18 protein-coding genes and 1 tRNA gene are annotated in these 20393 nt (G+C 60.1%); 6 read left to right on the forward strand and 13 right to left on the reverse strand.

What is annotated here, in order from left to right; all coding sequences use genetic code 11:
- Positions 1 to 796: 796 nt before the first annotated feature.
- On the forward strand, positions 797 to 1594 hold the full coding sequence (locus tag AN476_RS20715) for a dimethylarginine dimethylaminohydrolase family protein (RefSeq protein WP_054463687.1): 798 nt from the start codon (positions 797 to 799) through the stop codon (positions 1592 to 1594).
- A gap of 424 nt (positions 1595 to 2018) precedes the next feature.
- The gene (locus tag AN476_RS20720) at positions 2019 to 2789 is read left to right on the forward strand and encodes a hypothetical protein (RefSeq protein WP_054463674.1); all 771 of its coding nucleotides are present in this window, start codon (positions 2019 to 2021) and stop codon (positions 2787 to 2789) included.
- Positions 2790 to 2795: 6 nt separating this feature from the next.
- Here AN476_RS20720 and AN476_RS20725 read toward each other — a convergent pair whose 3' ends face one another.
- From AN476_RS20725 to AN476_RS20745, 5 genes are all read right to left on the reverse strand, one after another.
- The gene (locus tag AN476_RS20725) at positions 2796 to 3740 is read right to left on the reverse strand and encodes a hypothetical protein (protein ID WP_054463675.1); all 945 of its coding nucleotides are present in this window, start codon (positions 3738 to 3740) and stop codon (positions 2796 to 2798) included.
- A gap of 4 nt (positions 3741 to 3744) precedes the next feature.
- Positions 3745 to 5061 carry a TRAP transporter large permease gene (locus tag AN476_RS20730; RefSeq protein ID WP_054463676.1) on the reverse strand — a complete coding sequence of 439 codons (1317 nt, stop codon included), beginning with the start codon at positions 5059 to 5061 and terminating at the stop codon, positions 3745 to 3747.
- On the reverse strand, positions 5061 to 5774 hold the full coding sequence (locus AN476_RS20735; protein WP_054463677.1) for a TRAP transporter small permease: 714 nt from the start codon (positions 5772 to 5774) through the stop codon (positions 5061 to 5063). The genes AN476_RS20730 and AN476_RS20735 overlap by 1 nt, the downstream gene beginning before the upstream one ends.
- A 76-nt stretch (positions 5775 to 5850) precedes the next feature.
- On the reverse strand, positions 5851 to 6831 hold the full coding sequence (locus AN476_RS20740) for a TRAP transporter substrate-binding protein (RefSeq protein ID WP_371257376.1): 981 nt from the start codon (positions 6829 to 6831) through the stop codon (positions 5851 to 5853).
- 63 nt (positions 6832 to 6894) lie between these two features.
- Positions 6895 to 8136 (reverse strand): FAD-binding oxidoreductase, encoded by a 1242-nt coding sequence (locus tag AN476_RS20745; protein WP_054463678.1) that lies wholly within the window; start codon positions 8134 to 8136, stop codon positions 6895 to 6897.
- A gap of 216 nt (positions 8137 to 8352) precedes the next feature.
- On the opposite strand from AN476_RS20745, the gene AN476_RS20750 reads away from it, so the two are divergent.
- A complete protein-coding gene (locus tag AN476_RS20750; RefSeq protein ID WP_054463679.1) occupies positions 8353 to 9249 on the forward strand; it encodes a LysR substrate-binding domain-containing protein in 897 nt (298 codons plus the stop codon).
- 384 nt (positions 9250 to 9633) lie between these two features.
- On the opposite strand, the gene AN476_RS20755 is transcribed toward AN476_RS20750, so the two are convergent.
- A complete protein-coding gene (locus AN476_RS20755) occupies positions 9634 to 11325 on the reverse strand; it encodes a thiamine pyrophosphate-binding protein (protein WP_054463680.1) in 1692 nt (563 codons plus the stop codon).
- Positions 11326 to 11493: 168 nt separating this feature from the next.
- Here AN476_RS20755 and AN476_RS20760 point away from each other — a divergent pair, with 168 nt between their 5' ends.
- Both AN476_RS20760 and AN476_RS20765 read left to right on the forward strand, forming a co-directional pair.
- Entirely contained in the window at positions 11494 to 12186 is a 693-nt protein-coding gene (locus AN476_RS20760; RefSeq protein ID WP_054463681.1) for a GntR family transcriptional regulator, read from the forward strand.
- 14 nt (positions 12187 to 12200) lie between these two features.
- Complete coding sequence (locus tag AN476_RS20765; RefSeq protein ID WP_054463689.1) at positions 12201 to 12935, forward strand: aspartate/glutamate racemase family protein; 735 nt, start codon at positions 12201 to 12203, stop codon at positions 12933 to 12935.
- Positions 12936 to 13067: 132 nt separating this feature from the next.
- Here the strand turns inward: AN476_RS20765 and AN476_RS20770 are convergent, their stop codons facing one another.
- The 7 genes from AN476_RS20770 to AN476_RS20800 all read right to left on the reverse strand — a co-directional run bounded on the left by AN476_RS20770 (position 13068) and on the right by AN476_RS20800 (position 19698).
- Entirely contained in the window at positions 13068 to 14000 is a 933-nt protein-coding gene (locus AN476_RS20770) for an AEC family transporter (RefSeq protein ID WP_054463682.1), read from the reverse strand.
- A 109-nt stretch (positions 14001 to 14109) separates the two neighbouring features.
- On the reverse strand, positions 14110 to 14907 hold the full coding sequence (locus tag AN476_RS20775; RefSeq protein ID WP_054463683.1) for an MBL fold metallo-hydrolase: 798 nt from the start codon (positions 14905 to 14907) through the stop codon (positions 14110 to 14112).
- Positions 14907 to 15716 carry a TatD family hydrolase gene (locus AN476_RS20780; RefSeq protein WP_054463684.1) on the reverse strand — a complete coding sequence of 270 codons (810 nt, stop codon included), beginning with the start codon at positions 15714 to 15716 and terminating at the stop codon, positions 14907 to 14909. The genes AN476_RS20775 and AN476_RS20780 overlap by 1 nt, the downstream gene beginning before the upstream one ends.
- Before the next feature lie 48 nt (positions 15717 to 15764).
- Positions 15765 to 16904 carry a DNA polymerase III subunit delta' gene (locus AN476_RS20785; protein ID WP_054463685.1) on the reverse strand — a complete coding sequence of 380 codons (1140 nt, stop codon included), beginning with the start codon at positions 16902 to 16904 and terminating at the stop codon, positions 15765 to 15767.
- Positions 16901 to 17569, reverse strand: coding sequence for a dTMP kinase (gene tmk, locus AN476_RS20790; protein WP_054463686.1), 669 nt, complete (start codon positions 17567 to 17569; stop codon positions 16901 to 16903). The genes AN476_RS20785 and tmk overlap by 4 nt, the downstream gene beginning before the upstream one ends.
- Complete coding sequence (locus AN476_RS20795; RefSeq protein ID WP_054463690.1) at positions 17566 to 18735, reverse strand: D-alanyl-D-alanine carboxypeptidase family protein; 1170 nt, start codon at positions 18733 to 18735, stop codon at positions 17566 to 17568. Before AN476_RS20795 ends, tmk begins: the two co-directional genes overlap by 4 nt.
- A gap of 66 nt (positions 18736 to 18801) precedes the next feature.
- Positions 18802 to 19698, reverse strand: a complete 897-nt coding sequence (locus AN476_RS20800; protein ID WP_054463691.1) for an SPOR domain-containing protein — start codon at positions 19696 to 19698, stop codon at positions 18802 to 18804.
- Between the two features lie 278 nt (positions 19699 to 19976).
- Between AN476_RS20800 and AN476_RS20805 the strand changes: the two genes are divergently transcribed.
- Positions 19977 to 20066 (forward strand) — tRNA-Ser (locus AN476_RS20805).
- Positions 20067 to 20393: the final 327 nt, after the last annotated feature.

Consider the following 20393-nt stretch of genomic DNA (forward strand, 5'->3'; position numbering starts at 1 on the left):
AAATCATTTGATTGTGGATCAGGAGGTTCCCCGTTCGAGCCGGGGAGGTGGTGCGACCAAATCAATGACTTATCGGATTCTGTGCAAGATAGTTGGGGTTTGCCATTACACGTGTTGAGCTGCGTTGCGGAGCGTATATGGATCCGCACCCAAGGTCTTGGGCTCAGTCACAACACCAGCTCTCAGATCCATCATTTAGAGATCTTTCGGCACCTTCGCCATCTTGCGTAAACGCGACCAGGCTTGTGTCCATCCGCTCTTGGTGAAGGGGGAGATCGTCGCTACGGCGAGCAAGCAATACTGCCCAACAGCAGTATCAGGACAAATTGCCACGAGCCTTCTTCTAACTTCTGGTGCTGTTGTCAGGTCAAACTCATATTGGATCATGATGCCTGGTGCGAAGTGTTTGAAGCATGCGCGCTTGGCCCGGCCTTGGCAGCCTGGTCATCGGGGCGCGTTTGAAACTCAATGTTGGCCTCGGTTTCAGAGGGGAATTTATGCGAGGGGATCATACTGGCCACCGAAGGGGCCTGAACGCTGCCGTTCTGCAAACCTATCCTCGGGGAGCGCTTTGGGGGGAGTTTGACGGCCGGGGGCAGAGGGGGACCAGCCCGTATTGGCAAGATCAGCGCAACCCAAAGGGCAAAGGCGGGGGGGCATGCAATGCTGCCCTTCCTTGGGTCCTTGATGAGCAACTTTTTTGTATACTTGTACGAAATTATACGATTGTATAAAATTGAGGCGGCGGGATTGTTTTGAGAGGTCGAAGGGCCTGCCCCATATAATGGAGAAAACCATGAGCGCACGTTCCTATACTTTCACCCACGCCGTGACCCGCAAGCCGAGTGCCTCCATCACGGAGGGGTTGCGCGCTGTAGATATCGGCACCCCAAGTCTCGAGCTGTTCCAGCAGCATCACGCGGATTACGTAGCAGCTTTGAAATCCACAGGAGCCAAGGTCACCGTTTTAGGGGCTCTGGACGAATTCCCCGATTCGACCTTCATCGAAGATGCCGCGCTCTGCCTGCCCGAAGTTGCCATTACAATGCGTCCCGGTGCACCCTCGCGCCTTGGAGAAGCCGAAACCGTGAGACAGGTCCTGTCAGAGCTCTACCCAGAGGTTCTGGCCATTGAGGGGCCTGGCTTTATTGATGGCGGCGACATCCTAGTGACTGAGCGCGAAATCCTGATTGGCACCTCGGCGCGCACCGATTCCGCAGGAATCAATGAGCTGCGCGGAAAAGTGGCGCCCTGGGGCTATAAAGTCCGCGAGTTGCAGACCCCTGAAGGTGTGCTGCATTTCAAAACCGATTGTTCGCTGCTGGACGAAGACACCATCCTGTCCACCATGCGCCTTGCCGAGTCCGGCTGTTTTGAGGGCTACAAGGTTGTTCTGATCCCCGAAGGTGAAGAAGCCGGCGCCAATGCCATTCGGTTCAACAATCTGGTTGTGCTTCCGGACGGTTTCCCAAAAACCGAACAACTGCTGCGCGATGCCGGTTACACCATTCGCAAGGTTGCAAACACCGAGGCTGCAAAGCTGGATGGCGGAATGTCGTGCCTCTCGCTGCGGTTTTCGCCCCCGGCGGCCTGATCAGTGGCTGCATCCCAACCGTCACAGGTCTGATTGACACACTGGCGGCGCCTTGTTGGACCGTTACCTGACCCCATTTTAGGATCTCAGAAGGCGCCATCAGCTCAGCCAGTTTGGCCGCGCCGGATTTCAACAGGTGGCTGACCGCTGTTGATGTTCCTCCGTGACCGCAGTCTGTATTATCCGGAAACAGCGGTGAAAAATGCCTGGCTTGGTCCCCGATGCTCTGCCGCGCCCCGTCCGCAGTGCTGACGCGATCCACATCATGGGCAACCCGTTTTGACTGCCGCCAATCGCACGCGGGATCTTTAGGGGTGGCGCGGCCAGGGGCTCTCTCGCTGCAGGGTTCGTCGTTGAATAAAGGAAATTTCAATTCGGCCAAGATAGCCTGTGCCAGACCTGCGGTTTCAGACAGAAGGCTGATATGAGCAAAACCAGCAACGCTTTGCCCCTAATTCCCTTGCTAATTGCCTTTGGCGCCATACAGGGCAGCGCAGCCGAGCAGTTTTCCATCGTGAACGAGTCTTTCCTCGGGCAGGGACATACTGCCTCCCGACCTGTCTTGGCGCGCCACTCCCCCGCCTCCGTCCTGACCGCCCCTCCCGCGCCGCAGGGGCTGGAGGCCGAGATGGAGGCAGTGCAGGCCAATCTAGCCAGCCTGTTTGCGGACCGGCGTGGCACCAGCCTGTTTCGGCAGCTGCCACGTGGCGTCGCCAGGGGTGCAGTGGCAAAGCTGATGACGCTGATCGCCAGCGCCGAGGCCGGCAGGGCTCAATATGATGCCGTGCAACATGCGGCGCGGATCAAGCCAGGTAAACGCCCGACCCAAATGACCTTGGGTGAGATCTATGACTGGATCGCCCGCACGCCGGGTCAGCAACATGCCATTGGCCGCTACCAGTTTATCCCCGCCACCCTAAAACGTCTGGCCCGTCATGCGGGCGCCAAGCCTGGGGATCTCTTCTCGGCTAAGATGCAAGACCGTTTGGCGCATCAGCTGCTCGAAGAAGCGGGTCTGAGCGCCATGATCGCTAAGGATATGAGCCGGACAGATTTCATGAACAATCTGGCCAAGATCTGGGCCGGGCTGCCGACCTCGAGCGGCAAGAGCTATTACCACGGCTATGCCGGCAATCGCGCAACCATGACCTGGGCGCATTTTGATGCCGAGATGGCGCGGATTTTTCCCAGTTGAACGGGATCAGGTCGGGCTTACCTGCGTGAGGGCTCGGGCGTAGAGGCGGCGCATGACTAGCGCGGTCAGATACATCGGCACCTGATAACAGCCCAGAAAGATCAGCAAAGGCTCGGTGGTGCTGGCGGGCAGGGCGATCAGGAACAGTGCAAAGTTGCGGTTCCCAGCCACCACCGATGTCGGAACGGCGATATCGGCCGCGCCGCGCCACATGAGCCAGCGAAAACACAGGTACTGCAGCCCAAAGTTGGCCAAACAAACGAGGCCAAGCCATTTGACCACCTCAAAAGGCGCGCGGTACAGCGCGGGGCCAAGGGCCGCCATCAATCCGATGACAATCACCGCCAGCGCCAGAATGGTGAGACCATCCACCGCCCGGGCAGAACGTTCAGCCAAGTTGGGGGCAAAGAGATGACGACAGACAAAGGCCAGGGCGACGGTAACAGTAATGACACCCGTCAGGCGTAGCGAGGCACTCAGCACGTTCCACAGGCTGCCCAGTTCCGGCGAGAGCAGAAACACCGGGATCACGGTGAGGGGCATCAAAGCGGTGCCAAGGATCAGCAGGCGAAAGGCGGGCTCGGGGGCATGCCCCAGCAGCAATGTGATATTCGGGCTACCGGTGACCGAGGGCGCCGACAGCATCAGTACCAGCGCCACAGCCAGAGGCGTGGCGGCGATGCCCAGAGCCCAAAACAGGGCCACAGCCAGAAGCGGCAGCAACATTTGCAGGATCAGCACCGATTTGAGGCTGGAGAGCCCGTCCTTTAAGCCCCCAAAGGCGCGCGGCGCTCCGATGCGAAAGGCGGTGAGAAACAAAAGCCCGGCCACCATTTCTGGCAGCCAGGGTTTGAGGGCGCTGGCCAGATCCTTGAGCAGGAAACCGGCCAGCAGCCCAAGTATCATTGCCACCTGCCCGTGGCGGGCGACAATGGTCAGGAGCTTGATCATCCTGTTATCCGCCAGCGGGTCCGCTGCGCAGGTTGTTGGGCAACCAGGTGGCCAGTTCCGGCCAGGCCACTAGGATCACCACCATGACCAGCATCAGGCCGACCATGGGAATGGCGGTTTTTGCAATGTAAGAGATCTCGTGGCGGGTCATGCTTTGCAGCACAAAGAGGTTGAACCCGATTGGTGGTGTGACCTGCGCCATCTCGACCACCACCACAATGAAGATCCCAAACCAGATGACATCAATGCCAGCCTGGCGGATCATCGGTTCAACAATGGCCATGGTCAGCACGACTGAGGAAATCCCATCCAGGAACATGCCCAGCACCACATAGAACAGGGTCAGGGCTACGATCAGCACCAAGGGGGACAGGTTCATCTGATCAATCCAGGCCGCCAGGGCGCGGGGCAATCCGGTAAAGCCCATGGCCAGCGACAGGAAAGAGGCCCCCATCAGGATCAGCGCAATCATCGCAGAGGTGCGGGTTGCCCCCATCAGGGACTCGGTAAAGGTGTTCCAGCTGAGCGAGCCTTGGAATAAGGCCAGCGTCAGCGCGCCCAGCACGCCAACGGCGGCGGCCTCGGTGGCGGTGGCAAGGCCAAGGTACATCGAGCCGATCACCACGGTGACCAGCATCAGCACCGGGATCAGAAAGCGGCTCTCGGCAAGCATCTCGCCAAAGGACATGGCAGGCTCCGGGGCAGGGCGCTGATCCTTGGCAAAGAAATGCCAGCCCATGATATAGGCCATGAACAGGCTGGCCAGCACCAACCCCGGAAAGATACCGGCCATGAACAGCTTGGTGATCGATTCATTGATCGAGACTCCATAGACGATCAGCGTCAGTGAGGGGGGGATCATCAGCCCCAGGGTGGCGGCACCAGCCAGGGTGCCGACGATCATATATTCCGGGTAACCACGTTTGCGCAACTCGGGGATCGACATCTTGCCCACCGTGGTCAGCGTCGCCGCCGAGGAGCCCGAGACGGCGGCAAATATGGTGCAGCCGGCAATATTGGTATGCAGCAAGCCACCCGGCAACCAGCGCATCCAGGGAGCCAGCCCGCGAAACATGTCCTGCGACAGCCGGGTGCGATAGAGGATCTCTCCCATCCAGATGAACAGCGGCAGCGCCGTCAGAGTCCAGCTGGAGGCTCCGGTCCAGATGGTGGTGATCATCGCGTCGCCTGCGGGCCGCGTGGTAAACAGCTCCATCCCGACCCAAGCGACGCCCATCAATGCAAGGCCAATCCAGACCGAACTGCCCAGCAGGGCAAAGAGCACAAAAACAAAAATCAGGGTTGTGTAAATCTCGCCCATTATTCCACGGCCTCCGAAGTGATGCTGGCCCGGCGGGTGATCAGCAGACGACACAGATAATCCCAAAGCGCCAGGGCCAGCAGCACGGTGCCGATCGACATCGGCAGTTGTGGCAGCCAAACCGGGGTATAGACCCAGTCCGAGCCAGTCTCGGCCCAAAGCTTGCCCCAACCCGAAGGGGCGGTGACAAACATCTTTAGGGCTGAAATCAGCCATTCCGGGGTGAAGTCCTGCCCCTGGGTGCGGTCATTCAACATCTCGGACATGATGTTGGTTTTGATGGCAAAACGGGCAAAATAGGTGGCGGTCACTGCGGCGATCCACATGGCCAGCGCATCCAGCCAGAGGCCGAAATGATGCCCGATGTTGAGCAAGATCGATACCCGGATATGGGCGCCACGGGTCAGCGCATGGGCCAGGGCTAAAAAGGAGGTCGCCGCCATAGCATAGCCGGCATATTCGGTCGAGCCAGGGAAGGTCATGCTGCTCCAGCGCGCGACCATCTGGGCAACGATGAGCAGCAGGATCGAAACCATACAGATCGAGGCCAGCACCCCGGAGAGTAGGTACATCCGGTCCAAAACGGCCTGCGCTGGCCGTAGGGCACGGCCGGTCGGGCCGGGTGCTGCAAGCGCGGCCAGTGCCAAAATAGTTGGGAAAACAAAGAGCCAAGCCCAGAGCGGCAGGCCCAGTATTGGTTGCCAATCACGCATGCCCATCCTCCGAAGTGCAGTAAAAAAAGACGGCCCCTATCTGGTAAGAGCAGGAGCCGTCGGGTGAGTGGTGGGTTTAGTTGGCGTTATAGGCGTCCAGAATGGCCTGGCCGTCATCTCCGGCCGCAGCCAGCCAGTCGGCGGTCATCTTGGCGCCGATTGCTTCCAGCTCCGCCAGGAAGGCGGGACCTGCATCGGTCACGGCCATGCCATTGCCTTCAAGCTGTTCAAAATACCAATTGGCCAGTTCTTCGGACTTGGCGGCGCAGGCGGTGCCGGTTTCATCGGCGGCCTGTTGCACCTGGCCCTGGACTTCGGCGCTCAGACCTTCCCAGACCTGCTTGTTGACCATGACATAGTTGCGCGGCAGCCAGGCGTTGACTTTGTAGTAATGGCTCAGATGCTCCCAGACCTTGCGGTCATAGCCGGTGGAGCCCGAGGAGATAAAGGCCTCGGCGACGCCAGTGGCCAGCGCCTGGCTCAGCTCGGCGGCTTCGATCTGCACCGGGATCATGCCCAGCTCTTCGGCAAAGGTAGCGGTGGCGGTGTTGTAGCTGCGGAACTTGATGCCCTGGGTGTCTTCAGAAGAGGCGACTTCCTTGTTGAAGTAAAAGCCCTGGCCCGGCCAGGGGCAGGTGTAAAGCGCTACGAGATTCAGATCTGACAGCTGTGCATTCACGCGGTCCTTGGCGGCATGCCAGAGTTTGTCATTGTCGGCATAGGTGCTGGCCACAAAGGGTAGGTTGTCCCAACCCAGCAGCGGTGCCTCATTGGCATGGGCGGACATGAAGCGCTCGCCAATGGGGGCCTGGCCGGTCTGCACCGCGCGTTTGATTTCGCCACCTTTGAACAGGGAACCACCGGCGTGCACGGTAATGTCGATCTCACCACCGGTGTAATCGCGCACCTTGTCGGCGAAGACCACGCCCATTTCGGAATGGAAGTTGGTGGCGGCATAGGCCATGGGCATATCCCAGCTTTCAGCCGTGGCACCGGAGGCCGCAAGAGCCAGAGCCGAGGCGGAAAGGGCGGTTTTAATCGAGATTTTAGACATCATGGTAGTCTCCCTGGAGGTTGGTTTTGCTGTTTTCAGCTTGTTTTTATGAGTTATTCACACGTTTTAGGCGAAACGATCAGGTTGATATGGGCGCATGTCAAGGTTCATGGGCTGGCCTGAGATCAGACTGGCCACCATGCGCCCGGTCTTGGCCCCGCCGGTGAGGCCGATATGCTGGTGGCCAAAGGCGGTATAGACACCGGAACTGCCCAGCTCGCCAATCAAGGGCAGGCTATCGGTCGGGGCAGGGCGGAAGCCCAGCCATTCTTCCTCTTCGGCGGCCTGCATCTGCGGAAAGGTTTCGGCCACGGTGCGGCGCAACAGCGCCAGAGGGGCCTTGGATGGGGTTTCATCCAGCCCGCCAAATTCAACAACCCCGGCGCAGCGCAGCCCTTGATCCATCGGGGTGGCAACAAATTTCCCGGCCGCCACCATCATTGGGTAGCGCGGGGTGATATTGGGGGATTTGAACAGAATATGATAGCCGCGTTCGGCCTCCATTGGCACATTGAGCCCCAGTTTTTCCATCAAGGGCTTGGACCAGATCCCGGCAGAGATCACCGCCTTGTCACAGGCAAACCTTCCCTTGTCGGTGTCGACCGCTGAAACCTGGCCGCCGCTGAGATCAAAATCCTTGACCTCTGCCTGGATAAAGGTGCCGCCCATCTCGACCAGGAGTTTCACCAGGTCTTTGACGTAGTTGGCGGGGTTCAGAATGAAACCGTGGTTCTTGTTCACCGCCAGAAGAGAGGTGTTCTTGCCCAGGATCGGTTCATGCTCCTGCACCGCAGGACCTTCGATGATTTCGGGAATAAAACCGGCCTCGCGGCGCAGCTCCCAGACATAGGCGTCGGCCTCAAAGGCGGCGCGATCCTTATAGGCAAAGTTGTAGTCGCTCTCCTTGATCCATTTGGCCGCCGGGGTTCCCTGGGTCAGGGCCTGGTGCTGTTCGACGCTGTCGCCGACAATATGGGTGAGCGATTTGGCGATGCGACGGGTGTCGGCGTCATTGGCAAAGGACAGGTATTTCATTAGCCAGGGCAACAGCTTGGGCGTGTAGCCCCAGCGCATGAACAGGGGGAAATTGGGGTCGAACAGGTATTTTGCCCCCTTGGAGATCAGCCCCGGCGTGGTCACCGGCACCATGGCGCAGCTCGCCAGCAGGCAGCCATTGCCGAAAGACGCGCCCATGCCGGGCTCCCCCTTGTCTATCAGCGTGACCTGATGCCCGGCGCGTTTCAGCCAGAGCGCCGTAGCCGCACCGACAATACCGGCGCCAATGATGATGATAGGTTCTGTTTTCATATACGTTTCTTTTCTGCCCTGTCGGAGATGCCCAATTGGTTGGGGAGGGCGAAAAGAGATCTGCGAGGCTCCAGGGGAACTGGAACGCCTGCTGCAATCTCAAGGCCTTGTCTCCCGCTGAGGCACCTTGGTCTTGTGCTGACCATGCCCAGTCGGCTTTATCATTTCAAATATAATTTTCGATGCGATCCATAAGGAAAAATGATACAGTGAGGGATGAACCTACGTTTTCGACAGTTACAGGCCTTTCATTCGGTCATCGAGACCGGCACCGTGACGGGCGCAGCGGCACTGTTGGGTATTTCGCAGCCGGCGGTGTCCAATCTGTTGCATCAGCTGGAGCGACAGACCCGTTTCAAACTGTTTGAGCGCGACCGTGGGCGGCTGCGGGCCACCCCGGAGGCCAATCTGCTGTTTCGCGAAATCGATACGGTGGTGCGTGGCTTTGATCATGTGACCCAGGCGGTCATTGATTTGCAGAACAAGCAGGCAGGCCAGTTGCAGGTGGCCTCGCAACATTCCATGTCTTTTGGATTTATGCCCCGGCTGATCGCGGCGTTTTCCCGGGACCGGCCGGATATGTCGATCTCATTTCAGTCGCAGTATTCGTCAAAGATCCAGGAATGGGTGATGTCCGGGCTGTTTGAGATCGGCATCTGTGAAACGCCGCTGTTGCACGATGGGCTGCAGGCCTATCCCATCCGGGTGGAGACCGCGCTTGCACTGCCGCAGGATAGCCCGTTGGCGCGTCATGCGGTGTTGACACCGGAGGTGCTGGAGGGGGAGCCTTTGCTGGTCATGGGGCCGGATCACATGACCCACCGCAGCCTGCGCGAGGCCTTTTTGCAGGCGGGCGTGCCGATGAAAACCCGGGTCCATGCGCAGCTGTTCAAGAACCTTCTGAGCTTTGTCAAAGAGGGGATGGGCGTCGCGCTGCTGGATCCCTTTGTGCTGGATTTTGACAAGGAGGGCGGTTTTATCTCGCGCCCTTTCCGTCCGCAGATCCTGATGGAGATGGCGGTGATCACCTCGGCGACGCGGCCTCTGTCCGCCATCGGACAGGAGTTTCTGGCGCTCTTGAAGTGCGAGCTTGCCCCCTATTGCATCGATTGACCCTGATTGAGAAAGGGAGGGCTCCCGCGCGGGTCGAGGCAACCAAACTTGCCTCTCTCCCCTTGGGCCCGGCGCCGCGCCTATGGCGCGGCGCGGTTGGTGGTTGTGGCCAGGGAGGTGGGGAACGTAGTTTCGAAAAGGCCGCTCCAAGCTGACCTGCAGTGAGGGGGCTTAGGCTGCTGGATCTGTGCAGATGCAGATTCGATTTGGTTGGTGGCATGCTGCGGCGTTGCGGTGGCGTTCAGGACCTTGCCGCATTGGTCGGGCGCTGAGGGCTCCGCCCGTTCGGTAAGGTCTCCAAAGGCTCTGCCCGTTCGGTAGGGCCACCAGGGCTCCGCCCGTTCGGCCCTGAAACGCTCTCCCAGAGCCTTTACGACACGGGCCTCACCCCATCCAGCGCCGCACCGGGGCGTTGCTTTCCTCCAGCGCCTGACAGACCACATCAACCAGGGTGGGCCCATCGTGATCCACCGCTTCGCGCATCACCCGCTCCAGGTCGTCGGGGTTTTCCACCCGCCAGCTTTTGACCCCATAGGCCGCCGCCACGGCTGCGTGGTCGGTGCGATTGAAATCGACATTGTAATAGCGCGCGTCCTTATCGGCATGCTGGCTGGCCTTGATCCAGCCAAAGTTCGAATTCGAGAAGACCACAAAGGTGATTGGAGCCCGCGCGCGGCAGATGGTTTCCAGCTCGCCCACGGTAAAGCCAAAGGAGCCATCGCCCATCAGCGCAACGGTCTTGGAGTTGGGGCGTCCATACCAGGCCCCCAGCGAGGCCGAGAGCGAATAACCCAGAGCGCCATGGGCCCGGTTGGTGATGAAATAGCGCCCGGGCTGTTGCAGCTGGTAATAAGCGGAGAAGTAAGGGCAGCTGGTGCCGGGATCAGAGACCACGGTGGCATCCGGTGGCAGCACTCGCATCAGGGTATCCACCACCCGTTCGGGCCGGATGGGGGCCTGGCTGCTTTGGGCCAATTGGCGGAACCGGTCGAACTTGCGGGTCTTGATCTGGGCAATCGCGGCAGCGCCGCCAAAGGTGGCCTCCCCCTGCCTGCGGCGATCCAGCTCGGCGTTCACGGCGGCCAGGGAGAGGCGAAGATCCCCGACCACGCCGACCTCGGTGCGGTAATTGGCGCCGATCACCATGGGGTCACTGTCAAAATGCACGATGCGGGTGCCCTGAGTTGGTGCCTCCCAGCGGGCGGTGGTGGTAGATCCCGCGCGACAGCCCATAAAGACCACCAGATCGGCGGCCTCCATCATCTCCCAGGTTTCATCAGTTCCGCCATTGGAGCCCACCACGCCGAGGCAGTTTGCATGGGTCTCTGCCAAAGATCCCTGGCCAGAAATCGAGGTGGCGACGGGAATGTCGAGGCGGGTGGCCAGACGTGAGAGTTCCTCCATAGCGCCAGCGATCACGATGCCACCACCGCAGACGATCAAGGGGGACTTGGCCGACAAAATTGCGTCGATGGCCGCTTCCGCTGCGCCCGGCTCGGGGGCTTGGGGATAGGCCGGGTAGCTGTGGTGTTTCGGATCTGCCCAGATGTCGCTGGGATCAACCGCATCATATTGGATGTCGTAAGGCAGGCCGAGGTGGGTCGCTCCTGAACGTCCGGTGGTCATGGCCTTGAAGGCGGTGCGGACCATACGCGGGATGTGCTGCGCCTGTTTGATCACCGTGTTCCATTTGGTCAGAGGTCGCATCAGCGCGTCCTGATCCACCTCAGTCAGCGGGTATTTCCCATAGGAGGCGACGGAGATATCGGTGGTGATTCCCAAAACGGCATAAGAACTCTCTGAGGCCTCGATCAGGCCGGGCAGAAGATAGGTGGCGCCGCCACCCGAGGGGCCCTCGGCCACGCCGGGACGGCCGGTGACGCGGGAATAGGCATCAGCCATATAGGTGGCGCAGCGCTCGTCCCGGGTCAGCACATGGGTGATGCCGTGGTCCAGCCCATGCATGGCATCGTAAAAGGGCAGGGTGGTGTCGCCACAGAGGCCAAAGATATGGCGCACCTCGTGGGCCTCCAACATCCGCACCATGGCTTCGGCGCCGTTCATCGCATTGCTCATCTTGCGGTCTCCTTCGCGGGTAGCCCGATCCGGATTTGTGAGGATTCGGGTTTTGTGTTCAAAATTGTATACAATTAAAAATTCAATATTGCGGACAAGTCAAGTCTGCTCTAGCTTGTCGGTGAATTTGATCCGGCTATGAGGTCGGAGAAAACGGAAAGAAACAGCATGGCCAAACGCGAAAGCAATGTGGATCGGGTCTATGAGGCGCTGCGCCGGATGGCGGCAGATTTTGCCTTCAAACCGGATCAACGGATCAATGAAAGCGCCCTGTCGGAAGTGCTAGGCGCCAGCCGCACGCCTCTGCGAGAGGCGCTTAACCGTCTGGTAGCAGAGGGGTTCTTGACCTTTCAGAACAATCGCGGCTTTTTCTGCCGCCCGCTGACGCCAAGCTATATCCTTGATCTCTACGAGGCCCGGGTGGCGGTGGAATGCGAAGCCTTGCGGATCGCCTGTAGCCGCGCCTCTGATGTCGATATTGCTGGGTTCGCCGACTACCTGGACCGGATGGAGCCTGACTATCAGAGCGCCACCGAGCTGGAAGAACTGCTGTCCTTGGATGAGAGCTTTCACACCCGGCTGGTGCAGCTCTCGGGCAATTCCGAGCTGGAGCGCATGTTGAAGAACCTCAATGGGCGTATTCGTTACATCCGTCTGATCGACCTGAAGCGGATGCGCGATCAGGCGGATGGTCAGGCGCCGGGGGATGTCTCGGCGCACCGAAAGGTGCTGGATGCGCTGCGCAGCCGAAATGTCAGCGCTGCGGTCGAAGCCCTGCGCAGCCACATTGAAAAACGGCGTGAAGAGGCCACCGAGGCGGTGCGTATCGCCTTTTCACAACTCTACGTCCCCGACGAATGAGCAAGGACAGGATGATGGAACAGGGTGGCAAGACAGTTTACGGAGCTGCAGTAGGGATCCTGATGTTGGAGACGCAGTTTCCCCGCATTCATGGCGATATGGGCAATGCGCAAAGCTGGGATTTCCCGGTGCATTACCGGGTGGTTCGGGGGGCAACTCCGGATCTGGTGGTGCGCAATGATCCGACCAAGCTGGTCGATCTCTTCATTGAGGCGGGCCGCGATCTGGTGGCCATGGGCTGCGATGGGATCACCACCAATTGCGGTTTTCTGGCGCTGATCCAGGATCAGGTGAAGGCGGCGCTGGGCGTGCCTGTGGCAACCTCTTCGCTGATGCAGGTGCCGATGGTACAAGCGCTGCTGCCTGCGGGCAAACGGGTGGGAGTGCTGACCATCTCGAAGGAGACGCTGTCTCCAGCGCATCTGCGTGCGGCAGGGGCGCCAGAGGATACGCCAATTGGTGGCACTGATGGGTTGCGCTGTTTCACCCGCGACATTCTGGGGGATGCGCCACAGATCGATTTTCAAGCCTGTCGGCTGGATATGATCGACGGGGCCAGAGCGCTGGTTGCGGCGAACCCGGATCTGGGGGCCATCGTGTTGGAATGCACCAATATGGTGCCCTATGCCCGCGATGTCCGTCGGGCGACTGGCCTGCCGGTGTTTTCGATCCAAAGCTTCGTCACCTGGTTTCAGGCCGGGCTGATGCCGCGCCGCTTTGAATTGGAGCTGGATGACCCGCGCTGGTAGCCCTGAACGTCTTGCCGATGGCCCTCGGATCACAACCTGCGGCCGACCCTGGGAGGGGGCGAAAGCGCCCTCCCGTGGGGAGGGTCGGGCGCTGCCCGGTCTATTGACCGGGCATGGGGCAGCTTTCTTGGCTTAGCTTAGCACCAAGAGCCAGAACCAGACCGTAAAAGTGGAGGCCGCCGTGGCGATCAGCACCGAGGAAGCGGCCACCCGCTTGGCGCGGCCATACATATTGGCAAAGATGTAGCCGTTGAACCCGGTAGCCATGGCGGCATTCAGCACGCCGGAGCGGAACAGATCCAGCTTCATGTTCAGGCTGCTGCCCAGGGTCCAGACGATGGCCGGATGCACCATCAGCGAGGTAAAGCAGACAAAGAGAATGGTGCGCAGATCACCCTCAGGGCGGTATTGCACCAGCACGCCCCCCAGCGCAAACAACGCTGTGGGCAGGGCTGCGCGGATCAGCAGTTGTAGCGCCGCATCCACCGCACCAGGCACCACCAGCCCACTGAGGTTAAAGGCAAACCCCAGCGCAATGCCGAGGATCAGCACATTCTTGAACATGGCAGTCAGCACCGAGGTCACGGTTTTGAAACCGCCAGCCCCGCGATTGCGCACCACCTCCATCACGGTGATGCCGAGCCCATAGCAAAAGGGCGAATGGAAAGCGATGATGGCGTAGTTGCCAGTCAGATTGTCGGGGCCAAAGGCGCGTTCGGTGATCGGCAGCCCCAGGAGTACCGAATTGGAAAACAGGCAGCAAAAGCCGATGGCCACGGAATCTTCCCAGTCGCGTTTGAACAGAACGCGCGCGCCAATGATGCCCAGGCAGAAACAGATGCCGGCACCGGTGTAAAAGCTGATCAGCAGTTTGGGGTCGAAACTGTCCGAAAGATCCAGATTGGCAATGGCGCGAAACAGCAGGCAGGGGATGGCAAAGCTCTGGGTGAACTTCATCAGCCCATCGATCTGCGTCTGACCAAAAAAGCCGCGCTGGGTGGCGACATAGCCGGCTGCGACGACCAGAAAAACTGGCAGGATGACGTCAATCAGGCTTTGCAGCATGGGCTTCTCCAGCTGAGGAGGCGGGGTACATCAATCATGTCACGCCAAAAGAACATGGCGCTTGATTACTCTATTCACATCTTCCGCTGCGCTGGGGGGCTCACACCGCCTAAAGAGGGCAGCGGATAACCATTCCATCATAGGCAACGGCAATATTTTCGGCGGTCTCTGCTTCGATCGTGGCATAGTCGAGGTCGATATGCATATTGGTCAGAACGGCGCGTTTGGGCTGCATCCGTTCAATCCAGGCCAGCGACTGATCCAGGTTGAAATGGGTGGGATGCGGTGTGCGGCGCAGGGCGTCCAGAACCCAGTACTCCAGTCCCTCCAGCGCGGGCAGGGCCTCATCCGGGATTTCGACAACATCGGGCAGATAGGCCAGCTGGCCCATGCGAAACCCCAGCGCATCGATTGAGCCGTGGTTCACCTGAAACGGCAGAAAAGGGATCTCGCCACCGGGGCCGTCGATGGTAAAGGCGCCATCAATGGTGCGCAGATCCAGGATCGGCGGATAGGGCGAGCCCTCGGGCTGCACAAAGGCATAGCCAAAGCGCGACAGAAGCGCGTTCTGGGTGTCGCCATCGGCATAGACCGGAACCCGGGCGCGCATGTTGAAGACGATCATCCGCAGATCATCAATGCCATGCACGTGATCGGCGTGCGAATGGGTATAGACCACCGCGTCCAGCCGCCCGACCTCGGCATCCAAGAGCTGGCTACGCATATCGGGCGAAGTGTCGATCAGCACGGTGGTGGTGCCATCTGGCCCGTCGCGCTCGACCAGCATCGAGCAACGGCGGCGACGATTGCGGGGCTCATTGGGGTCGCAATCGCCCCAGTGTCCTCCCAGACGTGGCACCCCGCCGGAGGAGCCGCAGCCCAGGATCGTATAGCGCAGTTCTGCCATCAGGCGGCAACCTCCACCTGGGTTGCCTTCCAGAACAGGCGCTCAAAATTGGCCTGGGTCTGGGCGGCAAAATCGGTGTAATCTAGGCCAAAGACCTCTGCGCCAACCCGGGCTGTCAGCGCCGAGTAAGCGGGTTCATTGCGCTTGCCGCGATGGGGCGGCGGCGCCAGATAGGGGGCATCGGTTTCCACCAGAATACGGTCCAGCGGGGCCGCGGCAAAGATATCGCGCAGCTCCTGGCTTTTGGGGAAGGCAGCAATGCCAGACATCGACAGATAGAACCCCAGATCCAGCGCCGCTCGGCCCAGATCGGCTGAGGAGGAGAAGCAGTGCATGACACAGCTGAAAGCGCCGTTCTGCATCTCCTCGCGCAGAATGCGGGCCATATCGTCGTCGGCAGCACGGGCATGGATGATCAGCGGTAGCTTGGTGTCACGGGCGGCCGCAATATGGGTGCGCAGGCTTTGTTGCTGAATTTCAGCGCTTTCAGCGGTATAATGGTAGTCGAGCCCGGTTTCGCCAATGCCAATGAATTTGGGATGATCGGCCAGGGCAATCAGCTCATCATAGCTAACCATGGGCTCTGAGGCGACACTCATCGGATGGGTGCCGGCTGCATAGAACACCGGCGCATGGGCCTCGGCGATGGCGCGCACGGCAGGCTCGTTCTTGAGCTTGGTGCAGATGGTAACCATACGGGTCACACCAGCTTCGGCTGCGCGGGCAATCACCGCCTCCAGCTCGCCCTCAAAATCGGGGAAATCCAGATGGCAATGGCTGTCGGTGATCTGTGGAGTGGTGGTGCTCATGCCTGCCTCGTCCTGTCTTTGACCAGATCCGGGGTGCCTGCACACAGGTCACCGGGATGCGGTCTCCTGCATCTTGAAAACCGTATCTAGGACAAGTGAAGCCGGGTCAAGGTTCACCGCCTGACCGTGGCGGGCCCGCGCTGTGGCTTCGGCCGAAAGATCCGCCCAGGCGCGCCCCTTCTGCGGTGTCGGGGCAAGCCGTGTCAGCATGGCGGCTTCGCCCGCCGCAGCTTCCGGTTCGGGAGGGCGGCCAGTGGCGCCCACGCGGGCCAGTCGCGCCAGGGCGACCTCGACCAGGGTCAACAAGAGCTCGAACTTCTCTGCCGCGCCACGCTGGGCGGAGGCTTCGGCCAGAGCCAGGGCACGCTGGCGGTCCAGCCGCGGCAGGGTGTTGAGAATCTGCACCAGTTCGGCGTAAATTTTCAGCCCATCAAGGTTGAGCAGGCGCAGGGCTGCGCCAACCGAACCCGCCGCAAGGGCGCTGAGATGCTGGGTGTTTTCCGGCAGTTCAGCCCCGGCCTGCTCTAGGGCGGATTGCATGTCATCGGGCTGGAGAGGACCCAGCCGCAGGGTGCGACAGCGCGAGCGGATTGTCGGCAACAGGCGCGAGGGTTGGTGCGAGATCAGCAAGAGCGTGGTGCGGGCGGGAGGCTCTTCCAGCATTTTCAACAATGCGTTGGCGGCACTGGTGTTCATGTCGTCAGCCGCATCGACAATCACCACCCGGCGGCCGCCCTCGGCGGAGGAGAGGCCAAAAAACCTGTTCAATTTGCGAATGTCATCGACCACGATCTGATCGCGCAGCTTACCCTTGTCATTGTAGCTGCGGCTGATGGCGGCAAGCCCGGGTTCGGCTAAGGCCTGCATGCGGTGCGAAACTGGATGGTCCGGGTCAATCGACAGCGATGTTGCCGGAGGCGGGGCGCCAAACAGCCCGTCCTCTTCAGCCACGGGTGTGGCCAGCAGGAAGCGGGCAATGCGCCAGGCCAGAGTTGCCTTGCCGATCCCCTGAGGACCGGTCAGCATCCAACCATGGTGCAGCCTGTTGGAGTTGAAGGCGGTGAGGAAGTCCTGTTCGGCCTGATCCTGGCCAAAAAGCTGCAGGGTTTCGCGCGGATGCGGTGCCCCCGGGGCCTGATCGGCGCGCGGCAGCTCTTCGTCTGCTTTTGCTTTGGGGGCGCGGCTCATGAGTCTGCTACCTCGGTGCGGCTTCCAAAGACGGCCTGGGTTTGGCGCAAGACATCTGCGGCGACGGTCTCGATCTCTTGGGCGCCGTCAACAATACGGAACCGGGGTGAGAATTCCTCGGCCAGCGACAAAAAGCCCGCCCGCATTTTCTCCTGCAGCCCGATGCCAAAATCCTCGAACCTTTCTTCGCTGCCCTGTCGGCCCTTGGCGCGGGACAGGCCGGTGGCCGGGTCCATGTCGATGAGCAGGGTCAGATCCGGCTCGCGCCCGATCATTAGATCATGCAGCTGGTCCACTGTGGCGCGCAGATCCCCGCGCGACAGCCCCTGATACATCCGGGTGCTATCGGCAAAACGATCACAGATCACCACCTTGCCTGCCGCCAGGGCCGGTAGAATAGTTCGCTCCAGATGGTCGCGCCGGGCCGCGGTGAACAACAGGATCTCGGTCTCGGCTGACCATTTGTCAGGATCGCCCTCCAGCACCATGCGGCGGATCTCTTCGGCGCCGGGAGAGCCACCGGGTTCGCGGGTCAGCACCACGTCATGGCCTGCGGCGCGCAGGCTCTCGGCCAGACGTTTGCACTGGGTCGATTTGCCAGAGCCGTCGATCCCTTCGAAGGTCAAAAACAGGCCGACAGAGGGGCGGGGATTTTCTTGGGTCACTGCTTTTGTGCCTCGGGCCCATCAAGCAGGCGTCTGGAGAGGACCAGGGCTGCGGTTTTGACACGGAGAAAGAAGCCCGCATTGGCAACGTCAGTTTCGGCCACCAAAGGCAGGCGGATCTCGGGCAGACCTTCGAGCTGGACCACCAGCTCCGCCAATTGCTGGCCCTTGCTGACGGGGGCGTCGATGGGGCCGGAATAGACCACCTCTGCGGGGATGGTCTTGCCTGCTAGGGCAGGCAGCAGGATTTCCAGATCAGTTTCAGGCACCAGCCCTACCGATCGTTCCGCTCCACGCCAGACCTCAGCCTCGGCGACCGGGACACCGGCTTTGGCGACGATCTTTTTGGTAAATTGGCGAAACGACCAGTTAACAATGGCTTCCGCCTCCTCTGCGCGGGCTTTATCGCTGTCCATACCGGTCACGACAAAGATCACGCGGCGGTCACCCTGTACCGCAGAACCAACCAGGCCGTAGCCTGCTTCTGAGGTATGGCCCGTCTTCAGCCCGTCGGCGCCAATGCCCAGACCCAGTAGGGGATTGCGGTTGCGGGTATTTGAGGGGGCCCGGCCATCAAAGGCAAAGCTCTTTTCTGAAAACAGCGGGTAATACTGCGGGAAGTCTTCGATAAGATGTTCCGCCAGAATACCAAGGTCGCGCATTGACATACGGTGGCCGATGGCGGGCCAGCCATTGGAATTGGCAAAGCTGGCATTTGTCATGCCCAGCTCATGCGCCCGCTTGGTCATGTAGCGCGCAAACCCTGCCTCGGTGCCATCGGGGCTGAGCGCTTCGGCGATGACAGCGCAGGCATCATTGCCAGAGAGCACGATAATGCCGCGCAGCAGATCTTCGACACGGACCCGGTCCGTGGTGTCCAAAAACATGGTCGAGCCGCCATAGCTCATGGCATGGGCGCTGACAGGCAAGCGTTCATCCAGGGACAGGCGACCATCGCGCAGCGCCTCAAAGGCAACATAGAGCGTCATCAGCTTGGACATGGAGGCCGGAGGCAGGGGCACTTCGGCATTCTTGGACAAGAGAACCGTATCCGTGCCTTGATCCAAGACAAAGGCGGCCCGTGCCCGGGTGTCAAATGCGGCAAGCGGCAGGGCCGTCAGGCACAGGCCAAAACCCGCCGCGAGGGCGAGTTTGGAAAAGGGGATGATCCTTGTTTTTATACCTGCTGATTTCACGCCTGTGACCTCCTTGAGGGTGGGGTGGGGACAGTTCTAGTTGGTGACAGCATAGGCATCGGTAAAGCCTGTTTCCTTGATCTTTTTCAACAGCTGGCTGCGTTCGACCTTGGACTGGGCGGGACCAACCACAACGCGCCAGAAGGGTTTTCCGTTTCCGGTCTGCGCCAAAACAGTGGGGATCAGGCCTGCATTGCGCATCTGCGCGGCGGTGTTCTTGGCGTTGCTTTCAACGCTGAAGATACCGATTTGAATAAAGGGTTTTTCCAGCGAGGACACACGCGGAGCCGGGGCAACCGGGGCCTGGGGGCTGGAGGGTTGCGAACTGGGAGCTGCTGCCGCGTCAATTGCGGCGGCGGCCCCGGCGATCGGATCCAGGGGGGTGGCCTCGATAGCTTCGCCGCCTAGGGCTGCGGTCGCTGCCTCATCCAGGGGGCTGTCTTCCAGCCGCGCCTCGCTGAGCCCCTCTTCGGGTTGCGGTTTGGCTTCGCGGCGCAGGGCAGTGACATTCAACTCAACCGGAGCGCCTGCCAACATGCCGAGGGCCGCGGCCGCATCTGAGGAAACCTGCAGCCGGGGGCCGGGGATTTCGCGTTCGCGCCGGAACAGGGCGCCGATGACAAATTTGCCGTTGCTGTTGTTGCGGATGATCACCCGTTCAGGGTCCGTGGCATCTGGGTGCGCCACCCAGACACCGCCCAGCGATGGTCGGCCGTCCCAGAGCCCGGCCTCATTGACCTGAAACACCTCCGGCGCTTCGACATCGCGCTCGACCAATTGTGTCCGGCTAGAGGCTGTTACTGCGCTATCTGCGGGTTTGGGTTTCAGAAAGCCAAGATTTGCGCCCTCTTCGCAGGCCGAAAGTGTCAGTGCCGAAAGCAGCGCCAAGGCCAGGCCTGGTTTCAGTTTCCATGTCGGCATGGGTGATGTCATGACTGTTTCCTTGCCTGTGCTCATTGCGCCAAAGCGCGCCCCGCCGGATTTCCCGGTCATCCTTATGATTTGGCGGATGATAGCCTGCGTCGGCAGTCATGAAAACCCTGTGCCCCACCGTCGATTGTAAAAGCTGGGTGATGGGCAGCATCCCGCCCGCCTCTTGCCTATCTTGGCCAGTTTTGTTGGAGCGGGGGGAGGCAAAACCGACAGTATTGCCAGAGGCGGCAATTTCCTCTTGCGTGTTGCCCGTCGGCGTCTTAAACCGCCCGCAGACCGGGGAGGTGGCAGAGTGGTCGAATGCGGCGGTCTTGAAAACCGTTGAACGTGAGAGCGTTCCCAGGGTTCGAATCCCTGTCTCCCCGCCACTTTTCAATGACTTAAAAGTGTTTTGAGGTGCTTCAGTTTCGGCGCTTTCTGTGTACTTTACACCTCAATTTGTTTGTTTTCTGAATCTGACGAGGCCCAACCATCTTAGGGTGCATTGACGATTCATGTTTAATCTAGGGTTGCAAGTGGCGCTCTGTTTGTGTGCTGTGTGATTGAAAATCGTTTTTTAGGCTAATCAGATGCATCTCATTTCAAAAGTTACGATCAGTAACTACTGTTCTATTCAGAATGCTGAGTTTCCACTTTCAGCGTACACTCCACTCGTTGGTTACAATAACGCTGGTAATGGCGTGCCCCCATTGGTT

Source organism: Phaeobacter sp. 11ANDIMAR09, assembly GCF_001294455.1.
In the GTDB taxonomy this organism is placed as follows: Bacteria; Pseudomonadota; Alphaproteobacteria; order Rhodobacterales; family Rhodobacteraceae; genus Pseudophaeobacter.